Origin of the sequence: Microbulbifer marinus (genome assembly GCF_900107725.1) — a bacterium.
GTDB classification, from domain to species: domain Bacteria; phylum Pseudomonadota; class Gammaproteobacteria; order Pseudomonadales; family Cellvibrionaceae; genus Microbulbifer; species Microbulbifer marinus.
Genome location: NZ_FNQO01000004.1, coordinates 106,807 through 129,731, shown reverse-complemented (window position 1 = coordinate 129,731; position 22,925 = coordinate 106,807). Strand labels below are relative to the sequence as shown.

Below are 22,925 nucleotides of genomic sequence, written 5' to 3'. Positions count from 1 at the left end.
AGCGCCAGTTAAAAAAATAAAGGGTCCGGGTATGGCGCTCACCAGAGCCGCGCTGAAAAATCCTGCCGCCACCGCAGTGGCCGTGGTGCTGGCCGTGTTGCTCGGCGCCTTCCTCGCCAGCCGCCTGCCGGTACAACTCTTCCCCGATATCGACAATCCGCGGATCACCATCCAGGCCGGTTGGCGTGCCGCTTCGCCGAAAGAGGTGGAGGCGGAAATCGTCGAGCCGATCGAATCGGTGTTACAGGGGCTCACCGGCCTGGAGATGATGCAGGTCAATGCGGGTCGCGGCTTCGCTTGGGTGAACCTGGAGTTCACCATGGGCACCGACATGGACAAGGTGCTGATCGATGTCATCAGCCGCATGAGCAGCCTGCCGCCGCTGCCGCGGGATGCGGAACCGCCGCGGGTGATGCTGGGGGGCTGGGGTGGCGATGCCACAGCGCTGACTTATTTCTTCCTGCAGCTGCTGCCCGACAACCCCCACAGCCTCGAGGATTACACCGGCCTGATCGAGGACGTATTGCGCCCGGAATTGGAAGGTGTGCCCGGCGTGGCCAGCGTCGAGGCCCAGTCTGGCCGCGCCGGCCGCGAAGAATTACAGGTGATTTTCGATCCGTGGAAGGCCGCCGAACTCGGTATCCAGTTGCCCGCGGTGACCCGCCAGCTGGCATCGGCGCGCGACGTGTCTGGCGGCTTCACCGACGTCGGGCGGCGTCGTTACACATTGCGCTTTGTCGGTGAGTACGATCCGAAGAACCTGTCCGAGTTGGTACTCGAGTGGCGCGACGGCCAGCCGGTACGTCTGGGCGATATTGCCGAAGTGAAGGTGGCCCCGTCCGAGACCGGCGGTGTCACCACACAGAATGGCAACCCGGCTGTGTCGCTGCGCATCAACCGCACCAACGATGCCAACATGCTCGCGACGCTGGAACGGGTCAAGCACAAGGTCGCGGAGCTTAACGAGGAGAAACTCAAAGACGAAAAACTGGTGTTGGTGCAATCCTTCGATGCCTCGGTCTTCGTCTACCGGGCGCTGAATCTGCTCGGCGGCAACCTGTTGCTCGGTATCTTGCTGGCGGTGGGGGTACTGTGGTGGTTCATGCGCCGCATGCGTGCCACGCTTATCGTCGCCGCGGCGATCCCTATTTCCCTGTTCGCCACCTTTGTCGTGCTGTCCGCCGCCGGACGCAGTGTCAATGTGATTTCGCTGGCCGGCCTCGCCTTCGCTACCGGTATGGTGTTGGATGCGGCCATCGTCGTGCTGGAAAACATAGTGCGCCTGCGCGAGAAGGGGCTCGGCGCGCAAGACGCCTCCGAGCAGGGGGCGGGCCAGGTTTGGGGCGCTCTGCTCGCCAGCACCGCCACCACCGTCGCCATCTTCCTGCCGGTGTTTTTCCTCAATAGTGTCGAGGGTCAGGTGTTCGGCGACCTGGCGCTGACCATCGCCGTGGCGGTGGTTTTTTCCCTGCTGGTTGCGGTGGCCGTGGTGCCGCTCGCGGCCAAGCTGTGGCTGCCGGATATTTCCAGTCGGGACCGTCTCGCGGGATTCTGGGAAAAAATCACCGCAGGGGTTATGGGGCTGACGTGCACGCCGGCGCGGCGCTGGAAAGTGATAGGCGCGCTGTTGCTACTGCCGTTACTCGCAACCTATTTCCTGTTGCCGAAATTGGATTATCTGCCGCCGGTGAAGCGGGACGCGGTGGATGTGTGGATGAACTTCCCCGCCGGCACCAACGTCGAGACCATCAAGCGTGAAATTGTCGCAGAGATAGACCGGCGTATGGCCCCCTACATGAGCGGTGAGCGCGAGCCAGCCCTGAAGAATTATTACATCATCACATGGCCCAATGGCGGCACCATGGGGGTGCGCGTCAAGGACATGGACAAGGCCAAGGAAATGGAACGCGTGCTGCGCGAGGAAGTGCTGGTGGATATCCCGGACTTCCGCGGCTTTGCCGCCCGCGGCAACCTGTTCGGCCAGTTCGGCGGTGACCGCCGCATCGCCCTGCATCTGCAGTCCCGCGATGCCGAGGGACTGATGAACGCGGCTGCCCGTGGAGTGGAGGTGATTGGCGAGGTGATGCCCGGCGTACCGGTCAACCCCAACCCCGGTCTGGCGCTGGCGGAGCCTGAGCTGACGGTCTACCCGAACGATCGCGCAATGCACGAGCAGGGCTGGAACCGGGAGGCGATGGGCAGCCTGGTGCGCGCCCTCGGCAATGGCCTTTACGTCGGCGAATACTTCAATGGCGAGAAGCGTCTCGACGTGATCTTCCGCGCACAGGAGTGGAGTACACCGGAGCAGCTGCAGAACACGCCGCTGGTCACACCGCGTGGCGAAATCGTCCCGCTGAACCAGCTCGCCAGCATCGAGCGCACCGTGGGCCCCGGCAGCCTGCGACGTGTGGACGGCCGCCGCACCATTACCCTCAATATCGTGCCGCCGGACGACATCTCGCTGGAGGAAGTACGCGCGCAGTTGGAGGAAGAGGTGCTGCCGCAGATCCGCGCCGTGTTGCCCGCCGACGGCAGCATCATGGTCGGCGGCAATGCCAGTGATCTCGATAAGGCTCTGGTTTCCCTGTCGCAGAATTTCGTGCTGGCACTGTTTATCCTGTTCCTGTTGATGAGCGCGCTATTCCGTTCGCTGCGCGACGCCGGCCTGGTCCTGCTGACGGTGCCGCTGGCGACGGTCGGCGGCGTGCTGGCACTGCAATTACTCAATCTGATTGGCTTCCAGCCGCTGGACCTGCTGACGATGATCGGTTTCGTGATTCTGCTTGGTCTGGTGGTTAACAATGCCATCCTGCTGGTCCATCAAACCCGCGCCGCCGAAGCGGCGGGTGCCAGTCGTGTCGAGGCGGTGGAGCAGGCACTGCGCCTGCGCCTGCGGCCGATATTCATGAGTACCCTGACCAGTGTGTTCGGCATGCTGCCGCTGCTGGTGGCGCCGGGGGAGGGCAGTGTGATTTACCGCGGCCTGGCGGCGGTGATCGTCGGCGGCATGGCGGTCAGTACCCTGTTTACTCTGGTTCTGTTGCCGGCGCTGTTGCAGACTGGCCGGATGCCCCTGCCGAAATTCGCGCAGCTGCGCGAGCGATTGCTTGCAAGGAATTCCCTATGAAAAACATGATTGGCGCCGGGCTGCTGGCGCTGTTGGCGGCGTCCCCGTCACTGGCGCAGCAGCCGCCGGCGGCGGTTACCGTAGATCGCGCACAGCTGCGCGAAATTGCCCCGAGCCAATGGTCGGCCGGCAAGGTAGTGAGCCGTCGCGATATTCGTATTTCCGCCGAACTTGACGGCGCGCTGGAGTTTGTCGCCGAGCCCGGCAGCCTGGTTAAAAAAGGCGAGCGGCTGGCGCAGCTCGATGCGACCCACTGGCGGCTGCAGTTGCGCAACAGCGACAGCCGCATCACCCAGTTGCGCGCCCGCCTGACTTATCTGGATGCACAGCTCGAACGCCTTAGTAAGCTCGCCGAAACCAACAGTACTTCCCGCGCCGCGCTGGAGGAACAGCAGGCGGAGCGCGAGGCCATGGCCCAGGACCTGGTGGCCGCCCGTATCGAGCGGGATCGCCGCGCCTACGAGCTGTCCAAGACGAAGATCAACGCACCTTTCGACACGCTCGTCGTCAGCCGCGAGCATCAGGCCGGAGAATATGTGCGCACCGGCATTGAGCTGTTGCGCGCACTGGATATGTCGCAACTGGAAGTCGAAGCAGATATCCCGCTGGTCGCGCTGCCGCTGCTGCGCGCCGGCGAGCCGATCGCACTGCGCAGCGACGCGGTGTCGATCACCGAAGATGCGCGTGCAGGCGGTGAGTTGCTCGAGGGGCGTGTGCGTCAGTTTGTGCCGGTAGCCAGCGATAATTCGCGCCGGGTAAAACTGATGGTCGATTTACCCGCACAGTCCAGCTGGATTGTCGGCATGCCGGTGCAGGTCGCCGTGCCGGTGGCGGCGGCGCAGCGAATGGTGGCGGTACCGCGCGACGCGCTGGTGCTGCGCAACGGCGACGCCTTCGTGTTCCGCGTCGACGGCGACAACAAAGCGGAGCGCCTGCTGGTAACCACCGGTAGCGGTGACGGCGAGTGGATCGCCGTGCACGGCGGACTTTCCGACGGCGACAGGGTCATTGTCCGTGGCGCCGAGCGACTGCAGCCGGGGCAGGCGGTCAAGGTGCTGTCGGAAGTGGCAGCACGGACAGACGAAGGCGCCTCGATTTAGCCACACTCGATTTGGCAATAGCCTTGCCTCGTGAGGGTGCGCTTTACGGCCGCGATTTGGGATGGGCGTCGCCGCTCAGTAAACTCCTAGTAGTTTGCAAGAGAGGGGCTGCGGCCATGCACTACGCTATTGCACTCCTGCTCAGTCTCGCCGTGTCGCTAGCCTGGGCGCAGGATCGGTTGAGATCCCTGCCTTCTGGCGCTTCGCAAATCCTGGCGGGCGGCCAAACCTATCACTACTGGCGCGGTTCCTTCTACCGGCCGAGCCAGGGTGGCTATGTTCGTGTGGAACCCCCACTGGGTGCAAGGGTCCCCAATGTGCCCGGCAGCAGCGCTACCTTCAAGATGGGCGGCGAACGCTATTTCGTCTCCAGAGGCACGTTTTTCCTGTACGACCCCCGCGGCGACGACTTCGCGGTCATAACCCCGCCTTCCGGCTGGCGCGAATACTACCGGGAGCCGCCGCAGCTCCGCTCTCTCGCCGCCCCGACGCCGCGTCCCCCGGCAGTAACACCCCGAACCTATCCGGCGCCTGAACCCAGATATCGCCCTGAAACTTACTACGGGCGCTATCGCGGCGATTACTATTACCGCGGCAATGGTTACTACGGCCGCTATGGCTACCGCGACAATATTGCCGACCTGAGCTACCGCGAGCTCAGATCGACCTGCCGCAGTATCGCCAGGGATCAATCGCGCCGCGGCGACGTCGGTCCCTACCGTCGCCAGCCGGGCAGTTACTGGGATGAGTACAAACGATGCATGCGCTAGCTCCCTGGCGCATGTATCTCTGCCAATGATCGCTATCGAAAATTGTTCCCCTTAAAAAAATCGTGATCTGCGCGCTCGCTGCCTTCAATAGAGGGAGTGTTTGCGCGCAAGCTTGTGCGGGTTCCACTGTCAATTTGCCATAAATGACGCCTCTGTTCCCCCTCCGACAAAATTCCCGACACTTTCGCCACGCGCGGAGCGCGCAATATTTCTAGGCTGTATAGAGAGCATTTCTCACCGGCCGGAATTTTCCGTGCCAGTGCCAACCGGAAAACAGCCGCAATGTCTTAGTTGCGTGCGGCGAAGTTGTTGAAGGGAATCACATGCAGATGGAAAGGGATTTGTTCGCCGCTTGGCGAACCTGCGTCGCCCTGCTCCTCGCCTTGACGCTATCCGCCTGCGGCAGTGGCAGCAGCAATAGTAACGGCGGCAGAAACGACGGCGTTCGCTCCTCCAGCACCGAGGCGGTTGTCGCACCCTGTAGCACCAGTGATGAGGAGCCGGCGTCTGAAAGGTGCGGACAGCTGTACATCGGCCTCACCGATCTCGAAGGAGACTTTATCCGCTATCAGGTGGATATCGGTTCGTTGCGGCTACAGCGCTTCGATGGCAGCTGGTTCGAGGTACTGCCGCCGGCCACTAGCGTGGACTTCGTTCAGTACCGCGATCGCACGGAACTGGTGACCACCGCGACACTGCCGCTGGGCAATTATGTGCGCGGCGAAATCACGCTCGATTACAGCGAAGCGGATATCCGCGTCGATGTGGATGGGTTTGCCGAGCGGGCGCGGGTGGCGTTTGCGGACGGCAGAAAAGTCCGCACGGTGATGCTCGACCTGGAGTTAGACCCTCTGCGCCCGGTGGTGATCGTGCCCGATATACCCGCGCTGTTGGAGCTCGATTTCAATCTGCGGGCCGCCAACAGCGTCGACACCGAGATACTGCCGCCGGAAGTCACTCTGTTCCCGGTGGTGAGCGCGGAAAATGATCCGCTGCTGCCGAAACCCTTCCGCATGCGCGGACCGCTAATCGGCGTCGACGAGAAACAGGTTTCCTTCCGCATCGCACTGCGTCCCTTCTTCCGCGACAGCGGTCGCCTGGGTGGCGTCGATATCGAGATTCGCGGCGACACCGACTGGGAAATTAACGGCGAGCGTTTCAGCGGTTCCAGTGGCCTCAGTGCGCTGGCGGAGCTGCCCGGCGGCATTGCCACGCTGGCATTCGGCGTCTTCGACCGCAGCCGGCGCAGCTTTATCGCGGACCTGGTCTACGTCGGCAGCAGTGTGCCGGGCGACTCTCTCGATACGGTCAAAGGGCATGTACTGGCCCGCGAAGGCAATCTGCTGACGATTATCGGCGCGCAGCTGATACGCACCGATGGCAGCGTGTCCTTCCACGACGAACTGGAGCTACTGCTGGCCGCGAACACGCCGGTCAGCGTGCCACGCTTCCCGCTGCGCCAGGAAATCACCCGGGCGATATCTGTCGGCCAGCGCATCGCCGCCCTCGGTCACTGGGACAGCGATCTGTTGCGGCTGAATGTCGATGACGGGCGCGTGCGCCTGCTGCCGACCACGCTCGATACCTTTCTGAACTCCCGCATCGACGACGTTCTGAACGTCACCGCACTGGAATTCGGCGGGCGCGATGCGCTGCTGTTCGATTACCGGGGCACCGGCACCGACGAGGCCGTGGATGCCGATCCGGACGCCTACCAGGTGGATATCAGTGTCCTGGACGTCGACCCGCTGGCGGTGGGTACGCCGTTGCGCTTTCACGGTTACGTGAATTCATTCGGCCGCGCGCCGCCGGATTTTGGCGCCATCGGGCTGCAGGATTTCAGCGAAAGCGGCGCACAATTCCTGGTGAGCTGGATCGCGGGCGGCAGTGATATCCCATTCCTGACCCTGGATGCGTCGGGCCTGACCGTCAATCTGGCGCCGGATCTGCTCGGCGCCGATCACATCATTCGCCGCGGCGCCGTCATCACCGACCTGCGGTCGCTGATCAGGGTGCCGCAATTGCAGCCGGTGCCGGAGGAGGAGGGCGGACTGTATGTTCTGGCCGAGGATGACATCATCGTTATGTACTCCGATTTCGGCGACTTCGTTACCGACCTGAACCGGCGCCTGATCGACGGCGCGCTGGTGCAGCGGCTGTTTGCCGAGGGCGGCTATGTGAGCGGTGCCGGCTTCATGACAGTGAACGGCGTGACCGTGCTCCTGAACCGCTAGCGGCGACCCGGCGCGACGGCACTGACGCGGACGGGCCGAATCCTGCCTCGGCTACACTGAACAGAGCGGATTCTCCGGGATTCGTGTTGTTTTACGCGTCGGAGTTTTTCACGGATAGATGCGCACTATGGCGGGCGACCGCAGTTTTTCCTCTCTTCGCCTGGCTCGCTGCGATCGCAGTGCTGTTCGCACACTGCTGAGTTTTTTTCTCGCCTTTCTGTTTACCTGCCTTTCACTGACTGCCACTGCCCAGCTACCGGGCAGCGAACCCAAAGCATTCGAGCCGGTGATTCCGGATTTTTCTGCCCCGTCGGCGGACTGGTGGACAGGGTGGACGGAGGCCTCCGCCGAGGAGCGCCAGCAGTGGTTGGAGGCACTGACGAAAGCCTGGCAGGAGTGGCGTAAGAGTCTGCCCGACGAGAAGAAATTGCAGGCGCGCGCCGAATCGATCAGCCAGAGCCTGAAGGGGATTGAGGCGACCTGGCAGCGGCAAAAGGAATACCAGAAGGTCCCGGTGCTGCCGGATGTCGAGTTTCCGGAAAATCCGGACATCATGGACTGGGCCAAGGCAGACGCGGCAATCACTCGTGGCCGCCAGCGCTTATTGAGTCTGCAGCTGGAGGCGCGCCAGCTGGACCAGACCCTTGATCAGTCGATCAATCAGCTGCGCAAGCAGGTCATCCTGCTGCGTGAAGCCCGCGACGGGGCGCAGAAGGACTCGGCCGCTCTGGCACTGCTGCTGACGCAAATCAACCACCTGAACATCCTTGAGCAGCGCGAGATGCTGGAGGAGTTTCTCGGCAACTGGCAGGGGAAAATTGACCATGCCGAAAGCCAGCTACAGCGCATGCTCGATAGGCTGCAGTACAGTGCGGAGGCAACCAAAGCACTGGAAAAAGACGTCAAGAAGCAGCTGGATGCGATCGAGAAAATAGGTGCGTCGCGCACCAGCATCCAGGGCTCGCCGGAGTTAACCACCGACCCGGTCAAGAACCTGCAGAAAGACCTCACACTGATGCAGCTGGAAGTCGACCTGATCGAAGCGCACCTGAAGAAGCGCAAGGCCGAGTTGTTGTTGTCGATCAACTCGGTGTTACAGCAGGGACAGGAAGGTGAGAAGGATCGGCAGATGGTGGTGAGCCGCGATCTGTTGGAAACGGCGAGCACAATGATCGAGGGCACCTCACGGGAGCTGAACCTGCGCCAGCGCCAGGTCTCAGCCTGGCGCGGCGAAGAGGGCGAAGAAGAGACAGACCTGAGCCGCTGGTGGGGTTATTTCGAGCGCATCGACAGTGGCCTCGACCGGGCCGAAGATCTGGTCAAAGACATTCAGCGCTACGAGGCCGCGCAACTGAGCGTGTACAAGGAGCAACAGGGCTGGTGGGCAACGGTGCGCGAGCGCACCGGTTTCATGTTCGAGCAGATCTACAAGCACTGGCGCCAGCTGGCGGACTTCCAGCTGTTAATTATCGCGCAGAATCCGATTACCCTGCGGGACATCGCCAAGATCATTTTCGTCATGGTGTGCGCCTGGCTGATCTCGAGCCTGGTGCGGCGCTTTCTGAATCGCATGGTGCGCAAGAATCACGCCAGCGAATCCTCGATGTACACCCTGGGGCGCGTGCTGCACTACAGCATCATCGCCATCGCCATAGTAGTCGTGCTCAGCATGCTCGGGCTGGATACCTCCAAGCTGGCAATCGTCGCCGGTGCCCTGTCGGTGGGTATCGGTTTCGGCATGCAGGCAATTTTCTCCAATTTTATTTCTGGATTGATCCTGTTGTTCGAGCAGCCGCTGCGCGTCGGCGATCTGGTCGAACTGGAGTCCGGCGTATTCGGTCGCATCCGCGATATCAATGTGCGCTCGACCAGAATCACAACGCGCGACAATGTCGATATATTGGTACCCAATACCGAGTTCGTCGCTGGTCGCGTCATCAACCATACCCTCGACGACCCGGTGCGGCGCATTCACGTCCCCTTCGGCGTGGCCTACGGTTCCGATCCCGACCTGGTGCGTGAGGCGGCGATGGCGGCGGCCGAACACGTCAACATCACCCACACCGACTGGAAGCGCAAGACTGAAGTCTGGTTGATGGAGTTCGGTGACAACTCGCTGAATTTCAAACTGGTGGTGTGGATCAACAGCAATATGGTGTCGCCGCTGGGTGACCCCTACGCGATGTACAACATCGAGCTGCTGCGCGAGTTTAATGAAAAGGGCATCGAGGTGCCGTTCCCGCAGCGCGACCTGCACCTGCGCAGCTGGGATGCGCCGCTGCCGATCACCCGGCATTCGCCGAAGTAGCGCCGGGCACACGTGTGACGACGCCGAAGCCCATTGCAACCGCTTCCGCTACCTATGCCGCCCAGGTGGGCCTGCCGTCCAAGTCCGGGGTCGGCGGTGGCCTGCTGGCGGTGCTGCCGGGGAGTTCACCGTCTGCGCCTGGTCGCCGGCACTAGATAGCCTGGGCAATTCGATCGTCGCCAGCTGGGCGCTGGAGCGGTTGGTGGAGCATATCGGCCGCTCGCTACTCGGTTAAATTTCAGCCGGAGTGTTTGTTATCCGAACGGCGCCCCTGTATTCTGGGGGGCCATTTCAACCCTCAGTTTAAGGCCGGCCGCAGTGCTCATCATCCCCATCCAGAACAAGCCCGATTGGCGCCGGCCGCCGCTGATGTGCTTCGCCCTGATTGCCCTGAACCTGCTGGTGTTCGTGTTCTACCAGGGCCGCGACGAGGCGCGCTGGCAGCAGGCGGAGGAATACTACTTCTCCAGTGACCTGCCGGAGCTAGAGGAACAGCGCTTCCTGATCTATGTGAACGAGCTGCACCCGGAATGGCGCATGCAAGTGGACGTGCAGGGCGAAGATTTTGTCTACCGGGAACTGCTGTGGAACCCGGAATTCCACCACTGGCTGCTGCCGCAGCTGCGGGCCGAGGGCGAGACCGAGTGGCTGGCGCAGCGCCAGAAGTTCGCCGATATGCGCGACCGCCTGAGCAGCATCGCCATGGGGCTGACGCCGGCCGAGCCGAGTGTGTCGGGACTCTTTGGTCACATGTTCCTGCACGGCAGCTGGGACCACCTGATCGGCAATATGCTGTTCCTGTTGCTGTTCGGCCTGTCGGTGGAGCTGGCCCTGGGCGGACTCTGGTTTGCCGGCCTGTATCTGCTCGGCGGCCTCGCCGCCGCCGGCCTGCATATGGCAGTCGAGGCGGGCAGTCTGGTGCCGATGGTCGGTGCCTCCGGCGCGGTATCGGCGGTGATGGGCATGTTCGTTGCCATTTACGGCGTGCGCCGCCTGCGATTCTTCTACACCGTCGGCTTCGTGTTCGGCGAGTTCAGTGCGCCGGCGCTGCTGGTGCTGCCGCTGTGGCTGGGCAAGGAAATTTTCGGTTACTTCTACGGCGATGCCGGTATTGCCTACTGGGCCCACACCGGCGGCCTGCTGGCCGGCTTTGCCGCCACCCTGCTGCTGCTCAGCCGGCGCCCGCCACTGGAGCAGATGCCGGTGGAGGCGGAGGCGCCCTCGCCGCAACTGCGCGCCCTGGCCCGCATCGATCGCTTTCAGGAGGAGGGCAAGCTGCTGGAGGCTGCGGACGCCGCCACCGCCGCGGTGCGCCAATACCCGCAGTCGCTGGTACTGATCGAGCGCGCCATAGAACTGACTGCCGCGGCCCCGGAAAGCGAAGCCTTCCACCGCGCCAACCTGGCGCTGTTTGCGCAGGCGAGCAATACCGCCATCGACGGCCATACCCTCGCCGACGGCTACCGCCGCTACCTGCAGCAGGCGACCCAGCCGCGGGCACTGACGACCAAGGTATGCCTGTTGCTGGCCCGCCGCGCGGCGCAGGAAAAGGACTGGAAATGGCTGGACGAGCTGTTGCGCCGGTTGCACAAACAGCAGGTGGAGCACCCGCTGCTGCCAAAGCTGAGCATGGCCCTGGTCGGCCACTACCGGCGCCTGGGTGACGAGAGTCGCGCGCGCGAGGCGCTGCATCTTTTCCGTGGCGGAGAGGTCCCCGCGCAGCAGTGACGGGTACGACTGGACCGGCTTGCTCATGCCAGTCCGGTAGCGCATCATCGCATCGGCTAAGCGCCGTTTATCCAGCCGATGCTCAACAAGTAGCGGTTGCCCTGCTCGACTTTTGTTACCGAGTGCTCGCAGATGTCCGGCCGGAAGAATTTGACTCTGCTACTTTGGTAGATTGGCGCGGCGCAGACAAACTGTCCACCTTTTTTCGCCTTCCTCAATACGATATTCAGGCGGTAGTGTTTGCCGCTGGTTACCGAATCCATGTGCGGTGGCACCTCGCAGCCCTGCGGGAATCGCAGCAGGTAACAGTCAAACTTTATTGGCCAGTGTGCTGCCGCCAGCAACATCTTCTCGTAGCCGGTCTTTTGCCGGCCTTTTTGCCAGCGAAATAAATGGGCGAATCCGCTCATTCTCAGTGAACCCGCCCGCTAAAACCTGGAATCGTTTTCACAGGGTATGCCATCCCGGTCGCCGTCCATTTTGGTGTTTGGGCAATTTTTAATGAAGAACTCTGCTTCCTCGCGGGAGCGCATCTGGCTGCAGTACCGCCGGCCATCACAGCTGTATTTGGCTGGCGACAGTTTAATAGTCGGCATGCTGTCCGCCGCGCTGCTACTATTCTGAACAGAATAGTTACCCCAACGCTGGCTCTGGTCCTTCACCTTTTCGGCATATATTTTCCAGCCGGCAAATCCGAGCAGGGCGACGATGACCAATTTTTTCATCTGCATTCTCCGATATTGTTCTATCGGTATGTAGTTGGGGTGCGCTCCGCGAGCAAACTACGCCAGGGCAAGTTCCACTGCCTTTTCTGCATGAATAGCCGTCGTATCCAGCAGCCTTACAGCTGTGTCCGCCTGGCGGACCAGCATACCGATCTCCGTGCAACCGAGAATGACTGCCTCGGCACCCCGGGCGGCCAAGTCGTCGATGATGCGCAGATATTCCGCCCGTGATTCCGGCTCGATCTTGCCCTGACAGAGTTCCCGATAGATCACCCGGTGCACCAGTTCCCGGTCTTCCCGGTTCGGCACCAGTACCTGCATGCCGTAATCGTTCGTCAGCCTTCCCCGGTAGAACTCCTGCTCCATCGTAAAGGCCGTACCCAGCAGGCCGACCGTCTTTATTTCCTTGTCGACCAGCAGTTGCGCGGTGGCGTCTGCAATATGTAGTAACGGAATGTCGATGGCCGCTTCAATCTCCGGAGCGACCTTGTGCATAGTGTTGGTGCAGATCAACAAGAAGTCCGCGCCCGCAGCTTGAATGCCCTTTGCCGCCTCGCTTAAGATCCTGGCTGTGCCCTGCCAGTCGCCGGCATGTTGCAGTTTTTCGATCGGACCGAAATCGACGCTGTACAGGGCAGTTTTGGCCGAATGCAGGCCGCCGAGCTTCTGCCTGATTCCCTCGTTGATTGCTCGGTAGTAGCCGAGTGTGCTCTCCCAGCTCATGCCGCCGAGTAAACCGATTGTTTTCATGGGCTCTCTCCGTGTGTCAGTACGGCATGATGTTGGGATTGACGGGCTTGACTTACAGGCCGGGCCACCCTGCGCGGGCCGCGGGACCGGAACAATCTGCCTGCGCTTGTTATGCCCTTGTGCACTCTCCGTTGCGAACCTTGTTTCTAATGTGAGTAATCTCTTCCAGGATTTCTTCTACATTAGCGTGCTCTACCTGCATTCGTTCTTTGGAGTACGAAGAAGTTAGAGTTTCAAGGATCTTAAAAGCGCTATCTATAAGAATTTCTGCTTTTTTGGGCGAGACATCGAAATATGATAATTCACAGTAATATGTCGCAGCATGCAGCGCACCTAATGCCCCCGCGTAGCCATAATCAATTCCTGTTTCCCACGCCGCAAGTTGCCACTTCATTGCCTTATTGAAATCTTGCTCTACTCCAGAGCCAGCCAAATACAATGTGCCCAAAATTTGTGCGCAGCCTCCATGGCCAAGCTCTGCACATTTCTTAATGTCCACAATGCCTTGTTGTGTGGATAAATTTTTCCTACCTTTGACATATAACTGATCTGGACTTCTACTCTCTTGAGTAGAGCAAGCGATCAATAAAAATACTGTTAAAATAACCAAGTAATTAGATGTCATTTCAGGTTGGCTCTGATTACATAGTATTGGGCTTTCCGCGGAGGCCCGAAGGGCCGGATCAAACTTCCTGCGATTGTTATGAGTTGATATACACGTAGTATCCGACGAAGCCCGTAAAATCACGACTTAAATAATAAGGCAGTTCTTTTCCAATCAGGGCAGATAGTGTTTGGGCCATATGCCGAGCTGGAGCTTCTGTATCCCAAGGCTCTACACCTTCGGCAACATAAGCCACCGCTACACCAGTGGCAGCCGTGGATTCGTTGGCTTCTTCAAGTTTGCACCACCCGCCACCGGGTAATTCAAGATAGATACTATGGTTGCCGATATGTGCACGTATTTTTTCAACAGTTCCATGCCACTCATACGGCTTTTTTATCGGCATGCTCTGACGAGAGCCAAATATTTTTTCAAAAATCGTACGAAACACTGAGTTCTCCGTTATACATAACGCCCCGCGGAGGGCCGCAGGCCCGGATGCCCGGCTTTGTCATGTGGGACGCACTCCCAGTCTATTACGTAGCTAATTCTATGCTGTAATTTTTTGCTTTTAGGATCAACATTGTAAGTATCTTGTACTTGTTTTGACGCCTTTAGTAGCGCAGATTTTGCAGAGTCTTCGAATATGCCATGAGGCTTAGAATCAACAACAACTATATTGGTGATCTCGCCCTGCTCGGTAATCGAAAACTCTAGATCAACCCAACCTTCGATACATTTCTCTAGAGCATCGATTGGATAATTTAGTCCTCCGAATACTCTCGTCGCTGAAAAATTGCCACTAATAAAAATCAGTAGTATGCCGAGCATCACTATTATTTTATTCATTGCTCTGCCACATAACGCCCGCAGCAGGGGCGACCAATGCTATGCGCATTTTGTGCGAAACTGGGAGCGAAGCGACCCGCACAAAATGCGCATAGCGCTGGGCGTCCCGCGGAGGCCCGAAGGGCCGGAGCACACTGCTTGCGCTTGTTATGTGATTCATGAGTGGTCTGCATGCGAGTCTTCACCCTGAAACCTATTATCAGCTTGATCGTTGGCTACCGGACCTAGACTTAAGTAATGCCAAATGTAAATCGGGCCTAACAATGGTAAGAGCCACAATATAGATCCTTTTACGACCTTTCCAATACGATTTAAAAATGGATACTCAACCAGCTCTTTTGTGTAGAAAACGCATAGCGCTAAATGAAGTAGTAAAGCGCCGGCCAGAATTTCAAAAACATATGTCATAGCTAAGCGATAAACCTTCTAGTTGCGGAGCACATAACACCTTGCTCAGCGGTTAGTTAAACTGGCGCTTGTTTTTCCGGGCTTATGGCAAAAAAAGTGACAGTTTAACGAGTCCGACTGCAGCAATTTGTTAGGCATTCTCTCTAACCTGGTCATCTTCTGGCAATGGACACTCGACTTTATTAAGTCGATCCCGTGCAGTATTAAGCTGGTCTTCGGTAAATAAGGTGCACCAGGGTCTCTGCAAAACCAGATACTCTACACTTAGTTTTAAATTTTCTTTCCCTCGAAGATACAACTCAGCAAAGCCCTGGGAAGGTTCTGTTGTAGCCAGTAATCTATTGGCAGCCTCCTTACCGCCATGTTCCTGAACCATTCGTAGAAAAAGATTGGCTCGATACGGAGGTTTCAGGTTCGCTGCTGAATGATAGATATGCATCATTTCATTATGAAATCTTTCTTCTATCTCTCTATCCATACTTCAATACTCCTTGATGTGCCTAACGCCTAAAGCACCGGCGGTAAAACCTGAGCGAAGCGGCGGTTTTGACGCCCGGTGCCTTTACTTGTTAGCTGCACGCCGCATACCTCGAGAAAAAGCATACAACGAAGACAGCAACTCTTGATATTGATTATTAATTTCTTCGTAATTTGGTTTTCGTTGGAACTTACCATGCTGATCTGTAGTTTGAGCTAGAACCAAATCATTAAGACTACCCATGCCGCCGCTACCTGAAAGTATGGTTTCAGCACAGCGTTGATACTCGCCGTTATCAAAGAAAGCCAAAGCCTTTTTAAAGAACTGTGCCCATCGATTCTCGTCGTTTTCAAGAAGCTCAATCATCAGAATGAGTTCTTTTCTAGTTTTATCGTACATGACTTTCCTAAGGCAGCTAACGCCGTCAGCAGGGGCAGCTTACCGTATGCGCGTTTTGCACAAAAATGGGAGCGGAGCGACCTGTGCAAAACGCGCATAAGGTAAGCTGTCCCGCGGAGGGCCGAAGGCCCGGAGCTTTACTGCCTGGCTTTGTTAACACCGACGATCCTGCGGGCCTCTACTACCCTGGATTGTGCTACGGGCTCAATATACTCGCAACTATAAACTTGCAATGTATCTTCGTACTTGGCACCCACTACTAAGTACGTGATTCCGGGTTCAAACTGATACTTGCATGCGCAAATATCAGTGCTATTGGTAACTAACTCTTTAGATACGTTACCTTTGATAGTTTCTTTTACATCAAATTTTGCCTCTACCTGGAGAACGACCGGCTCAATACCCACTTCCTCATAGATTGTTTTTTGGACGCTTTTTGCTCTACCCACGAAAACAATTTGTGCTCGGTCAATAGCAAATTCAAATGGATCTTTACCGTTGCTCTTTGCCACCAACTCATTTTGAGATTGGGTCCAGCACTTCGTAGCTAGGGCTGAAGAGCTAAAAATCAAAAGGCTTAAAATTGCGATGTATTTCATGTGTTAACGCCCCGCACAGGGGCAGACAGATAAGCGCAGCGTTTTGGCTGTCCCAGCGACCAACGGGAGCGATTGCTGCGGCTTGTTATGTTTATGACTCTTGATAATGTGCCTGCCTCCAGGAACTTATATCAGACTGACCTAAAACAACATTATTTACAAAAGACTTCATGTTTCTATCAGGCCTTGCAAGGATGAAACGTAGATAACTTACGCAAATTTCAGGACCATGCTCAGATAGTTTTTTAAAGTTATTCATGTGCAGATCACTTATTAACTCATAAGAACTGACCGCACTCTCCTCAAATACACTGAGTTCTCTTCCTAAGATTTCCTGTATTTTCCCTAAAATCTCTTGCTGCTTACTCATCCTATTCCTTAAATTTTATTGCAACTTCGCACTCGGAAACATAACAGTTTATTCAAAAGCATGGTTATATCTGGATATGTGGGTATATATGACCACGGGAGTCCATATATACCCAGAAATGGTCAGATATGACCATGCGAATGTTTGCCCCGCGCTGTCCTCCGCAGAACGATCAGCCAGCCACCTGTGCACCCTGAAGAATCTCCTCCAGCGTATCCACCTGCTTGCGCAGGCTGCTATTCGGAAACTTCTGCTTTACATAGGCCAGCAGTTTTCTCGCCAGATCCTCGCGGTTAAAACCGTCGATATAGATCTGTGCCAGCAGCAGATAGGCCGCGTCGAGGTGGCGGTAGTCCCAGTCTTCCTTGTGCAGGTTGTTCAGCAGTTGCGCCGCCGGGCGGTATTTCTGCTGGCGGTACAGCGCTTCCGCCAGGCCGTGGCGCAGATGGGATTTGTCGATGGTGGGCAGCGGGTCGGTGGCCAGGTAGAGTTCCGCCGCCTTGTGCGCGCGGTCCATGCGCACGAACTTTTCCAGCAGGTGCGGGCCCAGTTCGCGCAGCGCCTTCTTGTCCTGGGACGCGAGTAACAGGCGGTAGTAGCGCTCGTTCAGCGCGATATCGTCCGGGTAGCGGCGCAGGCAATCCACCAAAGTGCGGCGCGCGGTCTTGAAATCGCCTTCGCGCATCAGTATCTGCACTTCCGCCAGCGCGCGGGCGCGTTCGAACTCCTTTTCTTCTAGGTAGCTGTCTTCGTCATCGTGCGCGGCGGTGATACCCAGGCGCTGCTGCCGCGCGAGACAGATATAGCCCATCATCGCGCTGGTGACGATATAGAAATAGCTGGTGCTGGCCGCCACGACCGGAACTATGGCCCAGGGTGGCAGCTTGTCGCCGACCAGCAGCAACAGGTAGCCGGGTGCGGCGGAGACGGCGCTGGTGGCGAGCCACAGCAGCCAGTAGGGCCAGCCGATGATCAGGGTGAACTGCAGCAGCTTCAGCGGATTGATGGCCGCGCGCAGACTCTTCTCCAGTGCCAGCACGATCATCGCCGCCGGCGCCAGCAGCGACAGCGCGATGGAATAGAGCTGCAGGGCGCCGCTGCCGAGTTTCATAAACTGGTAGCCGACGAAGCCGGCAATCAGTGTCATGCCGATGACCTTGACGAACAGCGGTGCGCTGTTGCCGTCCAGGGCGTCGCCGAAGGCCGGCGCCTGCAGTTGGCCCTCGGCGAGCCGCTCGATCACCAGCAGGTTGTAGCGGGTGACCAGCGCGACGGTGGCCAGCAACAGTACCAATGACAGTATGCCGAGCCCGGAGATCAGCAGGCTGGCGCCGGTGGCCAGCGCCAGCACCGTCAGCGGTCCGGACTGCAGTGCGTACCTGAAGTAGAAGAGACCCATCTGCCAGAAGGGCTTGGCGCTGTTACTGGCGCCGATATAGTCGATCGGTTTGCGACACAGGGGGCAATCGGGGCGGCCGTTGTGATAATTGGCGCTTGCGCCGGGTATGCAGTCGCCGCAGTAGTGGCGGCTGCAGGGCTCGCACAACCAGGCGGCCTCGGCGCTGGAGTGGTAATTGCAGGATTCGGCCATGATCACTTCCCTATGCTTTTGTTATTCCCTGGCCGCCAGTTTATCCGCGGCGGTCCTGGCGGCGCAAACATCGGTGCAATCGTGGCGGCCTGTTAGAATGCCGGCGGATTGCACACATAATTCGCACAAGAGTTTTCAAAAGAAGGTGTTGTATGACTAAGGCAATGCAGGTCCAGTTGGTTGAATCCGCAGCGACGGATGCCTGGGGTGAGAAGGCGCTATTGAGCTTTACCAGTCGTGGCGCCACAGTGCACGCGACCAAGGCCACCGGTGCGCCGCTGGTCGCGGCCCAGCGCGCGGCGCGCCGACTGGACGGCATGGGAATATCCGCCGTGGAACTCAGCGGCGACGGCTGGGATCTGGAGCGCCGCTGGGCCTTCTGGGCCGGTTACTTCAATCCGCGCAACGACAACCGGCTCGACTGGGGCACGGAAAAGGCAGCGGAACTGAAAGAGCTCAATGCTCGCGAGACAGCGGCGCGCTGGGTGCGGGAAATCACCAACGGCACACCGGACGAGGTGTCACCGCGGGTACTGGCGGAGAGCGCAGCGGAAATGCTACAGAAGCTGGCGCCGGATGCGGTCAGCTACAAGATCATCGCCGGCGACGATCTGCTGACCGAGGGCTTTGTCGGTATTCACAATGTCGGCCGCGGCAGCGTGCGCGAGCCGGTGATGCTGCAACTGGACTATAACCCCGGCGCTGAAGGCTCCCACCCTTCCGGTGACGACGCGCCGGTGGATATCTGCCTGGTGGGCAAGGGCATTACCTTCGATTCCGGCGGCTACAGCATCAAGCCGTCTGCCGGCATGGCGACGATGAAGTCCGATATGGGCGGCGCGGCGATGGTCACCGGTGGCCTGGCGCTGGCGATCGCGCGCGGCCTGCAGAAGCGGGTCAAGCTTTACCTGTGCTGTGCGGAAAACCTGATCTCCGGCCACGCCTACAAGCTGGGGGATATCATCAAGTACAAGAACGGCGTTACCGTGGAGATCCTGAACACCGACGCCGAAGGACGGCTGGTGCTGGCGGACGGCCTGATCGCGGCCTCGGAGCAGGAGCCGCGCTGGATTCTCGACGCCGCCACGCTGACCGGCGCCGCCAAGATGGCGGTGGGGCGCGATTACAACTCGGTGCTCAGCTTCGAGGACGACACCGCACAGAAAGTGCTGGATGCCGCCGCGGCGGAAAACGAAAAAGCCTGGCGTCTGCCGCTGGAGCCGTTCCACCTGGAGCAGATACCGTCCGGCTTCGCCGAGATCGCCAATGTCGGCATCGACGGCAGCCCCGGCGCCTCAACCGCGGCGGCCTTCCTGGCCCGCTTTGTGCGTGACCAGGGCCGCAACTGGGTGCATATGGACCTGTCCGGTTCCTACCAGCCGGGTGCCAATGATCTCTGGGCCCAGGGTGCCAAGGGCCACGGCCTGCGCACGATTGCGCGCTTCCTGCAGGAAAGCTGAGTAACAGTAAGCTGGACGCGAGACGGCACCGTATCCCTTGTCATGGATGCGGTGCCCGTCCAATACCCCCTAGCGAAGGCACTCCGGCAGCCTCCAGGTAGCCGAATGGCCGCCGGCAACATTGGTGATTGTTGGCGCGGTATGCTTCATCGCAAAATCGCGCTAATATCGACGACATAACAATCTCCGGCGCGCCTCATAGGCGCAAATAGACGCAAAGTCAGGCGCAAAGTCCGCTTTGCTAGCGCCGGTTTCCCTGTCAGTGAAATAACGATAACTAGAAAATTGACCAGTTCATCTGATACCGCGGGCTCTCCCGCCAAACTTCCGGCGCAGTGCGCCAACTGCGGCACTCAACTTCTCGGCCCCCACTGTTATGCCTGTGGGCAGCCGGTGAAAGGTTTGGTGCGGCAATTCTCCAGCATTGTCGGCGACTTTTTTGACACGCTGCTGGCACTGGATTCCCGCCTGACGCGTACGCTCGGCCCGCTGGTGTCGCGGCCGGGCTACCTGACCGCGGAATATCTGGCCGGGCGCCGGGTGCGCTACGTCAGCCCGGTGCGGCTGTTTATATTCCTGTGTCTGACCACGTTCTTTATCGTGCAGCTGAGCAGCGACTGGGACATCAATGTTATCAGCAGTCAAATTGCCAAGGCGGAATCGGTAGAGGAAGTGCAGCGGTTGCGCGACCAGACACTGCACGAGCTGCGGCAGGCCATTGAAGAGAGTGACGAAAATTCCCCCGCGTTGGATGCGCTGAAAATCGCCGAGACGGAGGTGCGCCAACAGGCCGAAGAGCGCATCGCGGTGTTACAGGGCAAAGTGCCCGCCGTCGAGTTGTCGGAGCAAGCTTCCATCAGCGGAGAATTTTGCCTGGTCGGCCTCAGTGACAGTTGCTGGGACCCCCGTGTGCAGCCGGTGAATATCGCTGGCCTGCCCGCCGCCGTCAACGACTGGCTCACGGCGCGGGCGGTAAGGGCCAATGACAATATCAAGGTGATGAAAGAGGATCCAAATCGCTTCAAGGATGCTTTTCTCAGCGCCATCCCGGCGACGCTGTTTTTACTCCTGCCATTGTTCGCATTGATATTGTGGTTGCTGTACCTGTTCCAGCGGCGGCTGTATATGGAACATTTGATAGTGGCGCTGCACAGCCACGCCTTCCTGTGCCTGGCGGTGCTGCTGGTAACACTGTTGATAGACATCCAGGAGTGGCTGCAGGCCTATTCCATTATCGATTCACTGTGCAGCTGGGCGATCTTGCTCCTGTGCCTGTGGATGCCACTCTACCTGTTGCTGATGCAGAAACGCGTTTACGCTCAGGGCTGGGCAATGACCCTGGTGAAGTTTTACGTGCTGGGAGTCATCTATTCGTTACTGCTGGCATTCGGCGCAACCCTTACCGTTCTGACCAGCCTCGCTTGGATGTAATCGCCGTTCGTTGATTGCCGTCGCGCCATCGCGGCGGCGCTTCCGACCTCCACGATATCTCCGTATTTTTCTCTCGTATAAAGCGTTTCCGCGCCCGGGCGTCAGCCGAGTGACGTTATTGTGCTCGCCTCCCCCACCGTCTATACCTAATGCTGTGCTTTGCGCCGAGAGTCATTCTGGAGGCATATATGGACGCCACTCATCCGTACCGCCAGTGGCCGCGACGATTTATGGCGATCGCGGCACTGCTGCTTGCCGCCGTGCAGGCGCCACCGCTGGCGGCCGCCACTTATTTGCCCGGCAAGATAGTGCGCGCCGACCTGCTGACGACCAATCTGAATGCCGCCGCCAACTTCTACAGCCAGGTGTTCGGTTGGCAGCTCCGGCGTAACGACGCCGAGGGTTATATCGATGCTTTTGTGCGTGGCGAGCCGGTCGCGACGCTGGCTACCTACACCGGCGCAGGGGTGCCGCAGGATGGTTCCATCTGGCTGCCCTCCATCTCGGTGACCGACGTGGATGCAGCTGTCAGAGCTGCGACGGGCAATGGTGGCAAGGTCATCGAACCCGCGCAGAATGTGCCGGGTATCGGCCGTGCGGCGGTGATCGAGGACCCGAACGGTGCCGTGGTCATGCTGCTGCGCAATGAAAACGGCGACCCGGCGGATGGCCCGGCGCGCAACAACGAGTGGCTGTGGCCGGAATTGTGGACTGAGCGCCCCGATGCCACGGTGCAATTTTACGACAAGGTTGTCGGTTACAAGGCGGTCACGCGCAGGGGCCAACAGGGTCAGGACTACAGAATCCTCGGCCGTGACGGCGTTGCCCGCGCCACTATCCTGCGCACGCCGCTGGCCGATGTCGATTCGAACTGGCTGCTGTATATGAAGGTCAGAAACGTTCATGCGACCGCGCGCAAAGTAGTGAAAAACGGTGGCAGAATCCTGATCCCGCCGATGAAGGGCGACTTGAATGCGGATATCGCCATCGTCGCCGATCCCACCGGCGGGGTGTTTGCGATACAGGCGGGAGGCGAGTAACCATGACGGCATTGAACAGATTGCTGGCCGTTGCCGCGGCCGTGGCTATTACCGTCCCGCTGACTCTCGGTAGCGGCTGCGCCGGCAGCAGTAGTAGCGGCTATCAAAGTAGCGGCACCAAGGTAAGGAGCGCGCCGAGGGTGCGCGCCGGTATGCACTATCGCAGCCATTATTACGGCCATGCGTGGCGCCCGTGGGTCGGCTTCCGCCGGCCGATCGTTGTGGTGCCGCCCGGTGGCGGCAGTGGTGGCGGTGGTGGTATCGATCGTGAAGTCGATCCGGACTGGGGGGTAGAGGCACCGAGAATGCCGGAAGCCGTGACCCTGCCGTCTACGCCCGATATGGGCATGCCGGACTTCGGCGGAGACATGGGCATGGGCCTCGATCTGGGTGGCTTCGACTTCTGAACGTCAGTGTAACGAGGTTCCGCCGGGCGCAACCGGGGAAAACATCATGCCTATATGCCGATTTTCAATCGGTGCAGACGGCTTGCCCGTGTAACAATATTTTGCATGGAATAACCACACTTCCGACATGGCGTGCAGGACTCACGCCCCGAAAAAGTCCGCGCAAAAATATTCGCTACCACCAACACCCGCATAAAAGTCCAAAAAAGACGCCTGCAACTGCCGAGTAACAGTGGTCCCACTTGCGGGCCACTGATCCACCGGCGTGACGCGACGGCCACAACTTCGAATCAATAAACGCTACCATCCAGTCTGCTCGTGTGAGACGAATACATGGCACCGCGCCAGTGACCGGCTTCGCTCGCGGCCTCGACAATCTCGCGGGCATCGGGCAGCTGCTGGCGGATATTTCTGCAACGGATTCGCGCGGCGGGAGGTGACGGGGAAAGCGAACAGGCGGCATTGAGGCGCGATAATGCTCGACATCCCTGTGTGAAAATTGATCGATGGGGAAATTAATGGGTAGTCCAACGCCATTCAATTGAAA

22 protein-coding genes are annotated in these 22,925 nt (G+C 58.9%); 11 read left to right on the top strand and 11 right to left on the bottom strand.

The window, feature by feature from the left end; translation table 11 throughout:
- Positions 1-31 precede the first annotated feature (31 nt).
- The 7 genes from BLW36_RS15035 to BLW36_RS15010 all read left to right on the top strand — a co-directional run bounded on the left by BLW36_RS15035 (position 32) and on the right by BLW36_RS15010 (position 11,267).
- Entirely contained in the window at positions 32-3,127 is a 3,096-nt protein-coding gene (locus tag BLW36_RS15035) for an efflux RND transporter permease subunit (RefSeq protein ID WP_091390630.1), read from the top strand.
- Positions 3,124-4,227 (top strand): efflux RND transporter periplasmic adaptor subunit, encoded by a 1,104-nt coding sequence (locus BLW36_RS15030; protein WP_091390628.1) that lies wholly within the window; start codon positions 3,124-3,126, stop codon positions 4,225-4,227. The genes BLW36_RS15035 and BLW36_RS15030 overlap by 4 nt, the downstream gene beginning before the upstream one ends.
- 116 nt (positions 4,228-4,343) lie before the next feature.
- Positions 4,344-4,997 carry a DUF6515 family protein gene (locus tag BLW36_RS15025; RefSeq protein ID WP_091390626.1) on the top strand — a complete coding sequence of 218 codons (654 nt, stop codon included), beginning with the start codon at positions 4,344-4,346 and terminating at the stop codon, positions 4,995-4,997.
- A gap of 329 nt (positions 4,998-5,326) precedes the next feature.
- Positions 5,327-7,231 (top strand): hypothetical protein, encoded by a 1,905-nt coding sequence (locus BLW36_RS15020; protein WP_139304924.1) that lies wholly within the window; start codon positions 5,327-5,329, stop codon positions 7,229-7,231.
- A gap of 118 nt (positions 7,232-7,349) precedes the next feature.
- Complete coding sequence (locus BLW36_RS15015) at positions 7,350-9,539, top strand: mechanosensitive ion channel family protein (protein ID WP_244506283.1); 2,190 nt, start codon at positions 7,350-7,352, stop codon at positions 9,537-9,539.
- A gap of 14 nt (positions 9,540-9,553) precedes the next feature.
- Positions 9,554-9,694 (top strand): glutaminase, encoded by a 141-nt coding sequence (locus BLW36_RS17555; protein ID WP_244506282.1) that lies wholly within the window; start codon positions 9,554-9,556, stop codon positions 9,692-9,694.
- 163 nt (positions 9,695-9,857) lie between these two features.
- Positions 9,858-11,267, top strand: a complete 1,410-nt coding sequence (locus tag BLW36_RS15010; protein WP_091390621.1) for a rhomboid family intramembrane serine protease — start codon at positions 9,858-9,860, stop codon at positions 11,265-11,267.
- A gap of 56 nt (positions 11,268-11,323) precedes the next feature.
- Here the strand turns inward: BLW36_RS15010 and BLW36_RS15005 are convergent, their stop codons facing one another.
- From BLW36_RS15005 to BLW36_RS14965, 11 genes are all read right to left on the bottom strand, one after another.
- The gene (locus tag BLW36_RS15005) at positions 11,324-11,677 is read right to left on the bottom strand and encodes a hypothetical protein (RefSeq protein ID WP_091390619.1); all 354 of its coding nucleotides are present in this window, start codon (positions 11,675-11,677) and stop codon (positions 11,324-11,326) included.
- An 18-nt stretch (positions 11,678-11,695) separates the two neighbouring features.
- Positions 11,696-11,992: an excalibur calcium-binding domain-containing protein gene (locus BLW36_RS15000; protein ID WP_091390616.1), complete on the bottom strand. Its 297-nt coding sequence runs from the start codon at positions 11,990-11,992 to the stop codon at positions 11,696-11,698.
- A 57-nt stretch (positions 11,993-12,049) separates the two neighbouring features.
- Complete coding sequence (locus BLW36_RS14995; RefSeq protein WP_091390615.1) at positions 12,050-12,742, bottom strand: aspartate/glutamate racemase family protein; 693 nt, start codon at positions 12,740-12,742, stop codon at positions 12,050-12,052.
- A gap of 109 nt (positions 12,743-12,851) precedes the next feature.
- Entirely contained in the window at positions 12,852-13,367 is a 516-nt protein-coding gene (locus BLW36_RS14990) for an SEL1-like repeat protein (RefSeq protein WP_139304923.1), read from the bottom strand.
- A gap of 76 nt (positions 13,368-13,443) precedes the next feature.
- The gene (locus tag BLW36_RS17270) at positions 13,444-13,797 is read right to left on the bottom strand and encodes a hypothetical protein (RefSeq protein WP_139304922.1); all 354 of its coding nucleotides are present in this window, start codon (positions 13,795-13,797) and stop codon (positions 13,444-13,446) included.
- An 11-nt stretch (positions 13,798-13,808) separates the two neighbouring features.
- Positions 13,809-14,195: an energy transducer TonB gene (locus BLW36_RS14985; protein WP_091390611.1), complete on the bottom strand. Its 387-nt coding sequence runs from the start codon at positions 14,193-14,195 to the stop codon at positions 13,809-13,811.
- 538 nt (positions 14,196-14,733) lie between these two features.
- Positions 14,734-15,081 (bottom strand): hypothetical protein, encoded by a 348-nt coding sequence (locus tag BLW36_RS14980; RefSeq protein ID WP_091390609.1) that lies wholly within the window; start codon positions 15,079-15,081, stop codon positions 14,734-14,736.
- 84 nt (positions 15,082-15,165) lie between these two features.
- On the bottom strand, positions 15,166-15,480 hold the full coding sequence (locus BLW36_RS14975; RefSeq protein WP_091390604.1) for a DUF6966 domain-containing protein: 315 nt from the start codon (positions 15,478-15,480) through the stop codon (positions 15,166-15,168).
- Between the two features lie 137 nt (positions 15,481-15,617).
- Positions 15,618-16,079 carry a hypothetical protein gene (locus tag BLW36_RS14970; protein WP_091390602.1) on the bottom strand — a complete coding sequence of 154 codons (462 nt, stop codon included), beginning with the start codon at positions 16,077-16,079 and terminating at the stop codon, positions 15,618-15,620.
- A 91-nt stretch (positions 16,080-16,170) separates the two neighbouring features.
- Complete coding sequence (locus BLW36_RS17265; protein WP_139304921.1) at positions 16,171-16,449, bottom strand: hypothetical protein; 279 nt, start codon at positions 16,447-16,449, stop codon at positions 16,171-16,173.
- Between the two features lie 172 nt (positions 16,450-16,621).
- A complete protein-coding gene (locus BLW36_RS14965) occupies positions 16,622-18,040 on the bottom strand; it encodes a tetratricopeptide repeat protein (RefSeq protein ID WP_091390597.1) in 1,419 nt (472 codons plus the stop codon).
- A 152-nt stretch (positions 18,041-18,192) separates the two neighbouring features.
- Between BLW36_RS14965 and pepB the strand changes: the two genes are divergently transcribed.
- From pepB to BLW36_RS14945, 4 genes are all read left to right on the top strand, one after another.
- Positions 18,193-19,500, top strand: coding sequence for an aminopeptidase PepB (gene pepB / locus BLW36_RS14960; protein ID WP_091390596.1), 1,308 nt, complete (start codon positions 18,193-18,195; stop codon positions 19,498-19,500).
- Positions 19,501-19,905: 405 nt separating this feature from the next.
- The gene (locus tag BLW36_RS14955) at positions 19,906-20,931 is read left to right on the top strand and encodes a DUF3667 domain-containing protein (protein WP_244506286.1); all 1,026 of its coding nucleotides are present in this window, start codon (positions 19,906-19,908) and stop codon (positions 20,929-20,931) included.
- 188 nt (positions 20,932-21,119) lie between these two features.
- A complete protein-coding gene (locus tag BLW36_RS14950) occupies positions 21,120-21,971 on the top strand; it encodes a VOC family protein (protein WP_170833231.1) in 852 nt (283 codons plus the stop codon).
- A 2-nt stretch (positions 21,972-21,973) separates the two neighbouring features.
- Entirely contained in the window at positions 21,974-22,378 is a 405-nt protein-coding gene (locus BLW36_RS14945) for a hypothetical protein (RefSeq protein ID WP_091390590.1), read from the top strand.
- Positions 22,379-22,925: the final 547 nt, after the last annotated feature.

Coding starts and splice junctions, on each gene's coding strand:
- BLW36_RS15035 (WP_091390630.1), top strand. CDS start 32: ATGGCGCTCACCAGAGCCGCGCTGAAAAATCCTGCCGCCACCGCAGTG.
- BLW36_RS15030 (WP_091390628.1), top strand. CDS start 3,124: ATGAAAAACATGATTGGCGCCGGGCTGCTGGCGCTGTTGGCGGCGTCC.
- BLW36_RS15025 (WP_091390626.1), top strand. CDS start 4,344: ATGCACTACGCTATTGCACTCCTGCTCAGTCTCGCCGTGTCGCTAGCC.
- BLW36_RS15020 (WP_139304924.1), top strand. CDS start 5,327: ATGGAAAGGGATTTGTTCGCCGCTTGGCGAACCTGCGTCGCCCTGCTC.
- BLW36_RS15015 (WP_244506283.1), top strand. CDS start 7,350: ATGCGCACTATGGCGGGCGACCGCAGTTTTTCCTCTCTTCGCCTGGCT.
- BLW36_RS15005 (WP_091390619.1), bottom strand. CDS start 11,677: ATGAGCGGATTCGCCCATTTATTTCGCTGGCAAAAAGGCCGGCAAAAG.
- BLW36_RS15000 (WP_091390616.1), bottom strand. CDS start 11,992: ATGAAAAAATTGGTCATCGTCGCCCTGCTCGGATTTGCCGGCTGGAAA.
- BLW36_RS14995 (WP_091390615.1), bottom strand. CDS start 12,742: ATGAAAACAATCGGTTTACTCGGCGGCATGAGCTGGGAGAGCACACTC.
- BLW36_RS14990 (WP_139304923.1), bottom strand. CDS start 13,367: ATGACATCTAATTACTTGGTTATTTTAACAGTATTTTTATTGATCGCT.
- BLW36_RS14985 (WP_091390611.1), bottom strand. CDS start 14,195: ATGAATAAAATAATAGTGATGCTCGGCATACTACTGATTTTTATTAGT.
- BLW36_RS14980 (WP_091390609.1), bottom strand. CDS start 15,081: ATGGATAGAGAGATAGAAGAAAGATTTCATAATGAAATGATGCATATC.
- BLW36_RS14975 (WP_091390604.1), bottom strand. CDS start 15,480: ATGTACGATAAAACTAGAAAAGAACTCATTCTGATGATTGAGCTTCTT.
- BLW36_RS14970 (WP_091390602.1), bottom strand. CDS start 16,079: ATGAAATACATCGCAATTTTAAGCCTTTTGATTTTTAGCTCTTCAGCC.
- BLW36_RS17265 (WP_139304921.1), bottom strand. CDS start 16,449: ATGAGTAAGCAGCAAGAGATTTTAGGGAAAATACAGGAAATCTTAGGA.
- BLW36_RS14965 (WP_091390597.1), bottom strand. CDS start 18,040: ATGGCCGAATCCTGCAATTACCACTCCAGCGCCGAGGCCGCCTGGTTG.
- pepB (WP_091390596.1), top strand. CDS start 18,193: ATGACTAAGGCAATGCAGGTCCAGTTGGTTGAATCCGCAGCGACGGAT.
- BLW36_RS14950 (WP_170833231.1), top strand. CDS start 21,120: ATGGACGCCACTCATCCGTACCGCCAGTGGCCGCGACGATTTATGGCG.
- BLW36_RS14945 (WP_091390590.1), top strand. CDS start 21,974: ATGACGGCATTGAACAGATTGCTGGCCGTTGCCGCGGCCGTGGCTATT.